This is a genomic window from Neobacillus drentensis (assembly GCF_036962765.1).
GTDB classification, from domain to species: domain Bacteria; phylum Bacillota; class Bacilli; order Bacillales; family Cytobacillaceae; genus Neobacillus; species Neobacillus drentensis_C.
In genome coordinates, this window is the sequence record NZ_JBALOS010000002.1 from 46,208 (window position 1) to 59,180 (window position 12,973).

At 42.3% G+C, this 12,973-nt stretch carries 14 protein-coding genes and 1 pseudogene; 7 read left to right on the forward strand and 8 right to left on the reverse strand.

Annotation, left to right across the window (positions count from 1 at the left end; translation table 11 throughout):
• Positions 1-324: pseudogene (locus V7137_RS00560) on the forward strand (hypothetical protein); the annotation flags it as partial.
• 173 nt (positions 325-497) lie between these two features.
• Positions 498-731 carry a hypothetical protein gene (locus tag V7137_RS00565; protein ID WP_335455605.1) on the forward strand — a complete coding sequence of 78 codons (234 nt, stop codon included), beginning with the start codon at positions 498-500 and terminating at the stop codon, positions 729-731.
• A 38-nt stretch (positions 732-769) separates the two neighbouring features.
• Here the strand turns inward: V7137_RS00565 and V7137_RS00570 are convergent, their stop codons facing one another.
• Positions 770-925 (reverse strand): hypothetical protein, encoded by a 156-nt coding sequence (locus V7137_RS00570; protein ID WP_335455608.1) that lies wholly within the window; start codon positions 923-925, stop codon positions 770-772.
• 134 nt (positions 926-1,059) lie between these two features.
• Here V7137_RS00570 and V7137_RS00575 point away from each other — a divergent pair, with 134 nt between their 5' ends.
• From V7137_RS00575 to V7137_RS00590, 4 genes are all read left to right on the forward strand, one after another.
• The gene (locus tag V7137_RS00575; RefSeq protein ID WP_420490069.1) at positions 1,060-1,728 is read left to right on the forward strand and encodes a DNA alkylation repair protein; all 669 of its coding nucleotides are present in this window, start codon (positions 1,060-1,062) and stop codon (positions 1,726-1,728) included.
• Positions 1,729-1,789: 61 nt separating this feature from the next.
• Positions 1,790-2,653, forward strand: coding sequence for a Cof-type HAD-IIB family hydrolase (locus tag V7137_RS00580; protein WP_335455611.1), 864 nt, complete (start codon positions 1,790-1,792; stop codon positions 2,651-2,653).
• A gap of 16 nt (positions 2,654-2,669) precedes the next feature.
• Positions 2,670-3,740, forward strand: a complete 1,071-nt coding sequence (locus V7137_RS00585; protein ID WP_335455614.1) for a PQQ-dependent sugar dehydrogenase — start codon at positions 2,670-2,672, stop codon at positions 3,738-3,740.
• Positions 3,741-4,017: 277 nt separating this feature from the next.
• Complete coding sequence (locus V7137_RS00590; RefSeq protein WP_335455616.1) at positions 4,018-4,767, forward strand: TerC family protein; 750 nt, start codon at positions 4,018-4,020, stop codon at positions 4,765-4,767.
• Between the two features lie 122 nt (positions 4,768-4,889).
• Here V7137_RS00590 and V7137_RS00595 read toward each other — a convergent pair whose 3' ends face one another.
• The 7 genes from V7137_RS00595 to V7137_RS00625 form a co-directional block, all read right to left on the reverse strand.
• Complete coding sequence (locus V7137_RS00595) at positions 4,890-5,792, reverse strand: FixH family protein (protein ID WP_335455619.1); 903 nt, start codon at positions 5,790-5,792, stop codon at positions 4,890-4,892.
• On the reverse strand, positions 5,792-6,466 hold the full coding sequence (locus V7137_RS00600) for an ABC transporter ATP-binding protein (RefSeq protein WP_335455622.1): 675 nt from the start codon (positions 6,464-6,466) through the stop codon (positions 5,792-5,794). The genes V7137_RS00595 and V7137_RS00600 overlap by 1 nt, the downstream gene beginning before the upstream one ends.
• Positions 6,463-7,260 (reverse strand): ABC transporter permease, encoded by a 798-nt coding sequence (locus V7137_RS00605; protein WP_335455625.1) that lies wholly within the window; start codon positions 7,258-7,260, stop codon positions 6,463-6,465. Before V7137_RS00605 ends, V7137_RS00600 begins: the two co-directional genes overlap by 4 nt.
• A complete protein-coding gene (gene nosD / locus V7137_RS00610) occupies positions 7,224-8,564 on the reverse strand; it encodes a nitrous oxide reductase family maturation protein NosD (RefSeq protein WP_335455626.1) in 1,341 nt (446 codons plus the stop codon). The genes V7137_RS00605 and nosD overlap by 37 nt, the downstream gene beginning before the upstream one ends.
• Positions 8,565-9,134 carry a hypothetical protein gene (locus tag V7137_RS00615; RefSeq protein WP_335455629.1) on the reverse strand — a complete coding sequence of 190 codons (570 nt, stop codon included), beginning with the start codon at positions 9,132-9,134 and terminating at the stop codon, positions 8,565-8,567.
• 207 nt (positions 9,135-9,341) lie between these two features.
• Positions 9,342-11,207: a Sec-dependent nitrous-oxide reductase gene (gene nosZ, locus V7137_RS00620; RefSeq protein ID WP_335455632.1), complete on the reverse strand. Its 1,866-nt coding sequence runs from the start codon at positions 11,205-11,207 to the stop codon at positions 9,342-9,344.
• Positions 11,208-11,222: 15 nt separating this feature from the next.
• Complete coding sequence (locus V7137_RS00625; RefSeq protein WP_335455635.1) at positions 11,223-11,678, reverse strand: cytochrome C; 456 nt, start codon at positions 11,676-11,678, stop codon at positions 11,223-11,225.
• Positions 11,679-12,076: 398 nt separating this feature from the next.
• On the opposite strand from V7137_RS00625, the gene V7137_RS00630 reads away from it, so the two are divergent.
• The gene (locus V7137_RS00630; RefSeq protein ID WP_335455637.1) at positions 12,077-12,820 is read left to right on the forward strand and encodes a Crp/Fnr family transcriptional regulator; all 744 of its coding nucleotides are present in this window, start codon (positions 12,077-12,079) and stop codon (positions 12,818-12,820) included.
• Positions 12,821-12,973: the final 153 nt, after the last annotated feature.

Consider the following 12,973-nt stretch of genomic DNA (forward strand, 5'->3'; position numbering starts at 1 on the left):
GGAGGAGGACACCAACCGCCGCCGCATGGAGGAGGACACCAACCGCCGCCGCATGGAGGAGGTTCACATTATGATGGTCCTCCGACTGCACCGCCACCCACCTACATTCCGCATGAATCAGCTGGTTTATATGCAGTTGACCCAGGAGGAATAAGGCACTGTCTGTACCGTTATACCTATGTTTGGTTGAATAATGGAAGAAGCTTCTGGTATTATCCAACCTATGTAGGCAGAACATCGATTGCAGGGTATCGTTGGCGTGGATACCACTGGGAATATTACGGAATGGATTTAAACAGAATCCGCTCATTTAGTTGTCAATAATAAGAAAGAACTGTCCTGATTGGGGCAGTTCTTTCTTATGGTGAAAATTGGGTCCTCAAGATTCAAGATTTAAAGTGGACTCATGCATTCCAAAATTAAATGAAAAATATAGGTAACAAAGAGGTCATTGGGGCAAGATATCACTATACTTTGAAATGAAAGGAGCTCGAATAATGGTAAAAGACACAAATTCAGCAAACGAAACGGTTGAAGCGAACATTAAGATTAACGAACAGCTTGAAGATGGGAAGGTCCACGCATCTACAGAGAGAAGTTCTGAAGCGGAAACTGCAAACCTCCAAATGCAAGATCAATTTAGAGGTGAGAATGAACAGTCGTCTGAAGGTATTTCGGGGGCATTTATTTATAACCCATCCATAAAATTAAATCAGGAAAATAAAAAGTAAAAAATCGACTTTCAATTTTAAAAGTCGATTTTTTATTATTAAGAATTTGGATTCGTTTTGCTTTTCTTCCCTCTGTTGTGTTTATTCCCTTTGCTGTTATCACCGCTGACAAACTCGCTCGCGAATTCAGTTTGAGATTGTCTGGCTTGCGGGGAATTTTGATTCTCGCTGCCTTTGTTATATTTCTTCGTCATCATTGATCCCTCCTTGTCTGCTAATGGTTAGTTTGGCATCAACGAGGTTGTTTATTCGAAAAAAATAAAGGAGATATTGGAAGATAGGAGAATTATTTTATAGCTAGTGGGGAGTTTTGTGAGAGGAAGATTGGATGATGTCTACGATGGATTTGTTAACGCAACTATTTGAAGAAAATCGCAATGAAGCAAATGCCGGACCGATGAAGAAATATATGAAAGACCACTTTCCCTTTCTTGGAATCAAGAAGCCAGAGCGCAGTGTGTTGGAGAAGCAGTTTTTTCAAGCAACAGGGATATTAAAGGAGCCATTTAACCAAGAATTTATTCGCGCGCTTTGGGAGAAGGATGAACGAGAATATCAATATACGGCACTGGTTTATATGGAAAAGACATTGAATAAGCTCGAAAAATCGGATCTGCCTTTCATGGAGGAATTGATTCAAACGAAGTCGTGGTGGGATACAGTCGATGCGATTGCTCCCAAGCCAGTTGGAAAAATGGCCGAAAAGTTTCCTGAAGTCGTGGCTGAAACGATTGACGGCTGGTCCAAGCATGATCATCTCTGGTTACGGAGAGCGGCGCTGCTTTTTCAATTAAAATATAAAGCGAACACGAACGAAGACCTCCTTTATCAATACATACGTCTTAATGCAGACAGCAAGGAATTTTTTATCCAAAAGGCAATTGGCTGGGCATTACGGGAATATTCTAAGACGAATCCTGCTTCCGTTAAGAAGTTTATTGAAGCGACAAAGTTAGCACCGTTAAGTGTTCGGGAAGGAAGTAAGTATTTAGCTTGAGCATCTGGGAGATAATGTTTTTGATATTCTGTTAAAATGGCAATAATGAATAGGATTGAGGGTGGACAACTTGATTAAATGCATTGCAACAGATATGGATGGAACATTATTGAATTCAGTTCAACAAATCAGCACAGCGAATAAGGAAGCCATTTTAAAAGCGCAGGCTCAGGGTGTAGAAGTCGTTGTTGCGACAGGCAGGTCGTATCAGGAAGCTACCTATGTGTTAGATGAGGCAGGTTTAACCTGCCCGGTTATTTGTGTGAATGGTGCAGAAATTCGTTCCAAAGAGGGGGACGTCCTTTCAGCCACGCCAATCGGTAAACAACTAGCTAGAGAGGCAGCATCAAGGCTCGCTGAAAAGGACGTATATTTCGAAGTATATACAAATCAGGGAGCCTTCACCATTGACCCCGACAAGGCCGTGTCGATTCTCGTTGATATTGTTATGAGTGCTAACCCCGAAGCGGATCGAGAGGAAATTATCGAGGCAGCAGGGGCAAGAATCCGTGATGGATTAGTCCATAAAATCGAAGATTATGAATTGCTTTTTGCCAATGAAGACTATCAAATTTATAAATTACTTGCCTTCTCGTTTGATGCAGACAGACTTGAAGCAGCCAACCAAGCATTAGCAGACTTAGAAGAACTTGCGATTGCTTCTTCCGGTCATGGAAACCTGGAAATCACGCACCGTGATGCCCAAAAAGGGATTGCGCTCGAGTCATTTGTGAATGCAAACGGGATGGATTTAGCGGAGACGATGGCGATTGGCGATAATTATAATGATGTTTCAATGTTAAAAAAAGCCGGCAGAGCGGTAGCAATGGGCAATGCCGGTGATGAGATCAAGTCTCTTTGTGATGAGATTACAGACACCAACGAAGAAAGCGGCGTAGCGAAGGCAATTCTTGAAGTTATTTAAGGAAAGGTAGGAGTCAATGAAGAGGCTTTGTTCGATTTTACTAGTAATGGTTGCCGCGTTGTCGGGCTGTTCGCTGTTTGAAAAAAATGACGAGGGAATTCAAGGGGATGAGGTTGTTGTTCCCCAGCCAAATGTCGAAGTGGTGGCTGAACGATTGCATGTCCCTTGGTCTATTGATAAGGTGAATCAAGCATATTACATCAGTGAACGAACGGGGACCATCGTGAAGATTGAAAATGGTAAAACAGAACGTCAGCCGGTCCGTTTAGCGATGCCGCTGGCCAAGGCGGCCGAAGCGGGGCTGTTAGGCTTTGTTCTTGACCCTCAGTTTCTAGAAAATCATCAAGCGTACGCCTATTATACCTATAGTAATGACGGGAAGGGACAATTTAATCGAGTGGTTGTTCTAAGGACGAATGGTTCGGTCTGGACCGAAGAGAAAATCCTGCTCGACCGGATTCCAAGTGCTGCCTATCATCATGGCGGCAGGCTCAAAATCGGTCCCGATGAATTGCTTTATATCACGACAGGTGATGCAACCACTCAGGAAACGGCTCAGGATATAAAGAGCCTGAATGGGAAGATATTGCGGATGAAACTAGATGGAGCGATTCCAGTTGACAACCCGTTCCCAAACTCGTATGTCTACAGCTATGGCCATCGCAATCCGCAGGGCCTAGTGTGGGTAGGGAAGACCTTGTATGCAAGTGAGCACGGCCAATCGGCACATGATGAAATCAACCGGATTACGCTGGGAGCGAATTATGGCTGGCCGGTGATTCAAGGGGCGGAGCAGAAAGCTGGGATGGTTACACCTTTATATCAGTCAGGTGATGAAACATGGGCACCATCCGGCCTGGCGGCAGCCAATGGGAAGCTTTATGCCGCAGCATTAAGAGGTAACGCCGTCCGTGAATTTCGCTTGGATCAGAAGCAAACAAGCCCTGTGGTTACTGGACTAGGAAGAATTCGTGACCTCTACGTCGACGGCGCCTACCTCTACTTCGTCAGCAACAACACCGACGGCCGTGGAAACCCAGATGAGAATGACGATAAACTATATCGGGTGCTATTACGAGATTTGTGAACGGAAAGGGTGTCAGGCACCATGTGAAGAATTCACATGGTGCCTGACACCCTTCTTTTTGATCCCTGACAAAAAAGCGGAGGGTTTGGCTAACGACGCAGAAGAGTGGAATAAGGAATGGGATGCAATGGGACACTATTGGATAAAAAAATGGAAACCTTCCTTGCTATAGGTTGGTTGAAAATTTATACGAATGGTATCAGGCAAAACGTTATAAAACTCATTAAAGCATACTTTATACTGGTGTTATGAAGTGAGAATGTAAAGGGGGGATCATATGGAACTATCTTTATTATTAGAGTATGGCTGGGTCTTAATTATTTTGATTCTATTAGAAGGTTTATTATCTGCTGATAATGCTTTAGTTTTAGCTATTATGGCAAAGCATTTACCAGAAGAACAGCAGAAAAAAGCGATTAATATTGGATTGCTATTAGCTTTTATCTTTAGGATTGGTGCCATCTTTATTATTTCATATCTTTTCCACGTTTGGCAGGTTCAAGCCATTGGGGCAGCTTATTTAATTTTCATCGCATTAAAACATTTACTAAAAAAGGACCACGGAGAAAAAGAGAAAAAAGGGAAAAGCTTTCGTATGACAGTTACGCAAATTGCATTAGCAGATATCGCATTCGCTGTTGACTCTATTTTAGCTGCAGTAGCTCTTGTCATTGCCTTGCCAGATACACCAATGGGCGATATCGGAGGTATGGACGGGGCTCAATTTATTGTTATTTTATTAGGAGCGGTTGCAGGTTTAATTGTTATACGTTTTGCAGCCGGATACTTCGTTAAGCTATTGACGGAACGTCCTAATCTTGAAACAGCAGCTATGTTACTTGTCGGTTGGGTAGGGGTTAAGTTATTAATGCATACTCTTGCTCATCCAGCACTGCACATTATTCCTCACGAGTTTGTTGAGGGACCCATTTGGAATACAATCTTTTGGTCAGTTATGCTTCTTATTGCTATAGGTGGATGGTTTTTATCGAAAGGGAAAACAGAAAAAACCAGTGAGGCAAAGTAAAATTTCGGAGGGTACCCGGCAAAAATGATAAAAAAACTGGATTAAAAGCGGAAACTTGAGCCCATCTAGTAAAAAAACGAAAGAGATTGGAATATCCAATCTCTTTTTGCTGTGCTAATCCCTTAGAGGATCTCAATCTTCAATGAATTCACCTGGGAAACAAGGAGTTCTTCGTAGTCTTTTTGGGCTTGGTAGTAGATTTCTTGATCGCCGGCTTTTGGATTTTCCTTTTTGGCCTTATCAATTAAGTCCTTTTGAACCTTCTGGGACATGACAATCAAATGATACTGCTTCTTTTCCGTTGCCCAGAACTTCTCTTCACCATACTCGTTAATCAGTTTTTTAGCAGACTCAAATTGATTATATTGCTCGCGTGCTTTGAGGAGGGCTGCATCCACTTCGGTCTCTTCTGCTTTGTGACCCTTTTCATCAGCCAGTAAGGCCATCGCGCGGAGACGAATAATTTGCGTTAATAATAGATTTTTATCCTCGAGTGTTTTTTCCTGGCTGTCTAAATAAGCTAGTTCTTCCTCTAACTGCTTGCCCGAGTATTTTTCCTCTGCGCTCTCGCGGTTGATCGCCAGTTGTAATTGGTTAATAAACTTATAAAAGCTGACATCCTCAGCAGTAACCCAGTCGCCGTTCACCTTGGCAACGCCTTTTGGCTTGGTGACGTTAAGTTCTATTACCTTCTCTGCCTTTTTACCGTTTTTTTCTAACGTAAACGCTGCCTCATATTTCCCGCCCATCGGCAGATTCACTTTACCAGAATAAGTGCCATTTTTTCCTTCAACAAGCTTTACATCATAGCTGCCATGATCCATTTCCGTCATCGATAAATGGGCGGACACATCGAGTCCCTTCACAGCCTTTTTGTTCTCGGTTATGTTTATTTCAAATGGCATCGACGTGTCCTTAACGAAATATAGGTCCTTAGTGACTGTCACCTTATAATTTGGTTCTGAACTGCACCCTGTTACGATCGCAACCAGAAGAAGGATGGCAAACATTAGCCGTATCTTCATCAGCTGATCCCTCCTAAATGATGAGTGTGTAAAAACTCTGCTACTGTATATTTTTCCATTTTTCCATTAGCTAAATAAGCTACATGGGTACATATCTGCTTAATTTCGTCCAGATGGTGCGAGGAGAGTAGAATGGTTTTATCCTGAAGGGAACCGAGCACCTCTAGGATATCTTTTCTGCCAAGCGGGTCAATGCCGCTCGTCGGCTCATCCAGAATGAGCAGGCTTGAATCTTGATAAAGGGTAATCGCTAAACCAAGGCGCTGCAGCATCCCTTTGGAATACTTTTTCACTTGTTCATGGCGGTCGTCCCACAAGCTGACCGAGCGAAGCATCTGCTCAATCCGTTCCTGGTTAGCGGTCTTTGATACTGCTTCGGCAAAGAACGTCATATTTTCAAGGCCGGTCAGCATCGGATAGAGCATGAATTTTTCTGGGAGATAAGCGATTATTCTTTTCCATTCCTCATTTTTCTTGTGGACGGCAATCCCATTGATTAAAATCTCCCCGTTCTTAACCGGCAATAACCCAAGCAGACTACTAATAAACGTCGATTTCCCGGCCCCATTGCGGCCAACCAATGCACAGATTTCGTTCGGATAAATGTCGAGATTGATTGAATCTAAGACTGTCCTTTTTCCAAAAGATTGCTGTAAGTTTGTCACTTTGATCATTCGTACCCCTCCTTACGATTGAAAACAATCGCTGTGAAAAATGAAGTGATGAGCCAGAACAAGAGATTTCCGAGTAGGAAGAACGCAGGCTTCGTCCACATAAACGCTTGTAAAAGTCTCGACATATGGCCAAAGGAATATACCCCTGTGCCTGTTTCTAGGAACATTCGAACAGCCTGAAGCGGATTTAAAAAGTAGACGGAAGAAAATAGTTTCACATTTTCATGCGTTACATCAGGTAAGAACGATAGCAAGATAAAATCATGTAAGAAGAAGAAGTAGAACCAGACAAAAATTGTATAGCCGATAATCTGCATCCGTGAACGGCTAAAAGAGCCGATTGCCGCGCCAATTTGCAGGAATACGAGGCTCATGCAAACGATCGCCGCGACAAATATAAAATAACTTTTCATATCGAGTTGAAAATTAAATTTAAGCAATAACAAATAAATGAAAAACCATGTTACCAACGGAATCAGCACAACGGCATAGAGCCCGAGGCTTTTTTTTATGAGAAAACTTCCGAAATGGTCTGTCTTGGTTAATAGCATAATCAAGGTCTTTTGTTCTTTCTCTTGAAAAATCGAGAACGCCCCGATAAATAAGCAGAGAATCGGGATAAAATAGATGATCGTATCAAACAAATTGATTAAGAGTACATAATAGCCTTTATCAAATGAAAGGACGGAGGATCGAAATAAAATCGCGATTGAAATCAGAACAATAATGCTTAAGCTAAGCCACAGTCCTTTTCCCCTTAAATTTTCCTTCCATTCCTTCCAAATATAATGCATAGTCGTTGTCTCCCCTTTAGTAAAATCGCCACAACTAGTAAGCCGGCAATCAGAAAAATCGCTTTCGCATGGGTTCCTTTTGCAGCTGTGAGAGGGTGCGGGTCATGAAACATGACTGCTTCGGTTGTCAGTACAGCGTTCATTTTTTCGTAAATCTTCAGAGCGGGACTTTTTAAAAATAAATAGGATAATTCTTGGTCTTCGATTAATTGGTATAAAGAGGATTGATAGGTTATTGGAAAATCCCCAATGCTGTCTTGGTCTAGATCGGTGATGGGGAACGTGCCGCCCCAATCGTTCCCTTTGCCATCTTTGCTCCAGGAATTATGGTCACTAGTGCCGCCAAGAGTTACAGCAGGAATCGTATTTTCGGTAATTTGGTTTAACGTGAAAACTTGCTCATTGGAACTCGCCCACAGTTCAATTCCGATCTGATTTTGAACGATTTTGTTGTGGCGAAATTCGTTTCGGGTCGCTTGATCGATATACATACCGCGTTGATTCATGTAAAAAGTATTATTGGCAATATCATTGTCATTGGCTTGGAGCAGCAATAATCCAAAGGACTTGTTGCCGTAGTTTACGACGAATTGATTATCTTCGAGCTGCAAATGGTTCGAGTTCATAATTGCAGCGCCGCCGGTATTCATCGTGAAGGTATTTTTCTTAAAAATGTTTTCGTCAGAATACATGTAATGCAATCCATATCTTGTATGGCTGATTGTATTTTCATAGCTGTGATTGTGATTGGCGTATTCAAAGAACATCCCATCCCGGGTGCCTTCAATCGTATTCTTTTCTAGCAAATTATCATTAGCATAGTAAACATGAATCCCATTCCCCTGGGAGGCAATTTCACCTCTCCCCAGACCTTTAATATCGTTGGCACGAATGGTATTCTCGTGCGCCTGGCTTAAATAAATACCGTGAAAGGAGTCGCGGATGCTGATGTGTTCGACAAGATTCTTGTTTGTGTAAATCTTGATGGCCGCATATTCCTCCGCCGAGTTTCGGTTCATACTTCCATGTGTGACTGTCAGGTGGCTCAGCTTCACATGCGGGGCCTTAATCGAAATGACATTCCCCGTTCCATCTCCCTTGATCACGGTATGATTTGAGCCAATTATCGTCATCGGTTTGTCGATGACAATATTGCCCTGGTACGTTTTATTTTCAAGATTCAGGACCGCCCCTGCTTTCAGGCTGTCGATCGTTGTTTGTAAATTTTCGGCGGCCAGCTTTTTCTCAGGACTCATAACTAGCAATAGAGAAAAAATGAAAGAGAAGAGCGCAAGTTTTTTCATTTATTTTCGATCCTTCCATAACGGAATGAGTAACAGGATAAACGCTGCCATCACCAAATACGTACCGATGCCAAGCAGGCTGGTCGTTTGAAAGTTTGCAATGGTGTTATGTCCTATAATAGGTGGAACAAATGGATCCATTTTGATCGGTGCTTCAGGACTTAAATTCGTGCCAAACTTCTTCAGGGCATGATGGAGGTCATAGATTCCAAGCCCGCCGCCAATGACAAAAAGGCTGATTAATCCGTACAGGACTGATTTTTTTCGAAGCAGGGCGGTTATAAGCGTAAGGGCAGCCAATCCACCAACCAGGTAAGGTAAATACGATAATTCAGGAAAGTTCTTTTCACTGAAGTTTGCCATTCCGATATAGTGATTTAGCCCATTAACGATATCTATTTGCCCATCAAGCTTATTCGGGTACACGATGATGTTTAACCCTTCAGGATATTGGGGGGCCACGAAGACCATTTTCCACCATGGAAAAAACAATGAGAGGACAATTAAAATAGTTGAAGCAACTAGTAGTAAGGAAGAAACTACCGATAATTTTTTCGTTTTACCCTTCATATTAACATCGCCTTTATTAAGAAGTGGAAGCGCCTTGCCGAGCCCTGACAAGCATAAGGCGAGCTCTTCAAGAAGGCGTTTTTTGCCTTCTTAAGAGATTAACTTGGACCAAAGAGGGGCTAGGCGCTGCAACTAGATTTTATAGATAATAAGAGTTGTAAACACAGATGGGTATCAATCATTTCATTGATACCCATCAGCAACGGATTATTTAGCAGGTTTTACAAGGAAGTATCCGGTCATTTCCTGGTGAAGCGCAGAACAGAAGTTTGTGCAATAAAGTGGGTAGGTCCCGGCTTTATTGGCGACAAATTCCATGGTGTTGGTTTGTCCAGGCTGAACTTCCATGTTTAAGTTATAGCTGTTGATGGCAAATCCGTGGGTGATATCCTCATCAAAATCAATATTTGTCAGATGAATCGTGACATGATCTCCTTCATTTACTTCAATCACATCAGGACGCTTTGCTTTGGCATCAAAGATGAATTTTGAACGCATCGCGATTCCGTATACATCGACTTTGTTGCCATTGCGGACGATTTTCGTATCGCTCTGCTTATAAACGGCTTCCTTATTCTTTTCATCCTTCGGATAGACTTCAATCGTTTTGATCTTATCGGCTTTAATCATTTGTGCATAGTGCGGTTCTGGGTTGACTGGTGCGGATTGGACTACCTTCATTTTGCCGCTGATATCAATGAGCTGCATCGATTCTGGATGGGAAGGCCCAACCGACAAGTAGCTGTCTTTGGCAATCTTATTTAAAGCAATGATCCATTTTCCATCTGGTGCCACGGTGTCACCTTCTGCGGCAACAGAATGTCCTGGAGAATATTGAACAGGAACACGGTCTAACGTTTCCCCTGTTTTTGGATCCCATTTTACAATCTCAGAAGAAATGAACATTGTTGTATAGGCCATACCTTTGTCATCGAATTGTGTGTGTAATGGTCCTAAGGCATTTTCAGGGTTAACTTCTCTTTCCATTACGGATTTATAATTTAGGACTGGAATCCCATTCCGTTCCCCAGCGAAGTCTTTGTTTGCAACGGCTTTAAATGCTTTTTCAAACGAGAAGACAGTCATTGTTGGTGCTAATTTTCCGGAAGCAATAAAGTGCTTGCCATCTGGTGTAACGTCGACTCCATGTGGCGATTTTGCGACTGGAATTAAATAGATGCCGCCTTTTTGCTTTTCAGGGAAAATCATCTTTTGTCCGCCTACATTTTCGTACTTGCCTTCCTTGACCATTTTTTCGAGCTCTTTCCAGTTAAACAGAACAATATAGTCACGGTCTGCTTGTGAAGCGTTTATTTCAAGGTTCGTGGTAGCTTCTTCGGTATTATAAGTCGTCATAACCGCCCAATCAGCTGATTCTTTTTTACCCGCATCGGAAAGGTCATAGGACCATGGTGGAAGCGCAACTTGGTAGCCAATATGTAGCTTTTCTTTGCTTTGGTCAAACGTCACTGCAGACATCACGCCGCGGTATTTTGTGCTGTAGTCATCAAGCGATTCGTATTTGTGTTCAAGTGGTACGGCGAAACGTGTCGGCAGGAACATATACTCCGTGTTTTCAGTAACGAAGGCCGCACAGTGCGGGCCGCTTGTATTTGGAACCTTAATGATGTCTTTCACGGTGAACGTTTTTAGATCCATGGCGGCGGCACGGCTGTTACCAACATCGGTCGCGAACATGTATTTACCGTCATAGTCACCTTTCGTTTCAGAGAAGGCTGGGTGATGGAGGTCGCCCCATGTGTACCCGCCCATTAACTTCTTCGAGTGTTCATCAAAGCCATACCCTGTTGCTGAATCCTGTGAAAACACTGGAACCGTTCGAATATGACGCATCGACGGTACCCCATAAATAAACATTTGACCTGAGTGGCCGCCAGACGCAAAGAGGTAATAATCATCTTTTTGTCCGAATGGTACGTACACCTTTTCAGCATCGCTCTTTGTAGTTGAGGCTGCTTCCGTATTCGTCTTGGCTGAGAAATCGGCAAACGAGATCGTTGCGGCGACAAACCCGGCAAGCAGACCCGATGCAATCGGAATCCATTTTTTCATTTCAGTACACCACCTTTATTTTTCAGAAGCTTGTTTAAGTAGTTCTAATACTTGCTTACGTTCTTCATCTGATAATGGACTTTTGCCAATTACGCCTGACATGACGGCTGAAGTTGGCGCTTTTAAGAATTCTTCAATCGGCTTGCCGTGTTTGCCTTCAACGTTGGCATATGCCTGGGAGAGGTCTGGCCCTACGGCACCGCCTTTAATATTTAGAGCTTCAACACTGTGACAGCCAAGGCAGCCTTTTTTGTTTAGGATGTTATCCTCATTGGCAGAAACCGTGGTGGTTGTTTTTGAATCTGTTGTCGCTTCCTCTTTGGCAGCTGCTGTTTCTGTTGCTTCAGTTTTTTCTGTTTGTGCCACTTGAGGTTGTTTTTCGGAATCCCCCATGATCACGCCAAACACTAAGTAGCCTAATCCAAAGCCTAGTAATGCACAGATAACAAAACTAATAATGGCCTTATTCATTTTTTTCCCTCCTTTTTTATAAAAGGCTATTTTCGCAAAGATTGATGTTTTTCGTATAAGTTCATCAATCCGTATAACTAGGTGCTTCGGGGCATCTTTTCGTAAGAACATTTGCGAAAAGAAACTTAGTAAATGACCCTTTTAAATCTCCAAAAGCAACAAAGTTTACGAAAAGAGCCTTATAAAATGAACACCTTCATCCTAAACGCTTACACTCAAGAAAATTGTGACCTGGAGCACACCTTTTAAGCTGTTTTTGAACGTTTTGTGAAACTATGTCATATGACGGGATTTTAAAAAATGAACGTTTTGTGAAATTCGTCACTACATCAGGAGACGGAATTTTTTACAATAGGAAGTAATCAATACGGAGATGAGAGAAATAGGTGGTGAGAAGAATGAGTCGAATTGATTTTGTAAAAGATCCACATTTAGCCATTTATCAGGAAGTTGCCCACACGGCGTTACTTCGAAAAATTGTTGTTTTTAAGGAGTTATCACAAAAATCGCTGTCGATTATTGAAAAAAGGATTCAAACGCTGGAGTTGAAAAAAGGGGAACAGATTATTTCTGAGGCTGAGGCGGCCAAGGGGGTGTACTTTATTCATTCCGGTGCGGTTAAGCTGACGAAGAAGGACGATAAAGGCAATGAAATGATCGTCTGTGTGAAGCAGCAGGGGGATGTGTTTGCAGAAGCCAGTTTGTTTACAAAAAGGACTGAAACCTATCCAGCAACTGCCACCATGCTTCAGGATGGGTTGATTTTATTTTTGGATAAGCTGGAACTTGAGCGCGATTTATACAACCATCCGGAGTTATCGATGCAAATGATCAGCTATATGAGTGATGCCTTACGAGAAATGACTGCACAATTAAGAGATGTTGCCCTGCTAGATGTCTATGCGAAGACCGTTAAGACGTTAGAGCGTCTGGGAAATAAATTTAATAATGGTTTAAATAGATGGGATATTGAGATTCCCTTAACGATTCAGGAGTTTGCTACTGTCGTGGGAACCTCGAGGGAAAGTGTGAGCCGGGTTTTCTCAAAGTTGAAAAAAGACGGTATCATCGATATGAAGTCGCGGAAGATTATTATCCGTGATTGGTGTACGCTTTGTACACTGCTGCATCGTGAATATTAACAGGAAAACTAATTATGGAAAGTTTAAGGACCTATTGATTAGTGATATTTAAAACTAAAAAACTACGAGTGGGATTCAAATGACTTATTGGTTACTGTTTGGTCTGAAAAAATGATGGATTGGTCATCATAAGGTCTCTATGGTTACCGTTAT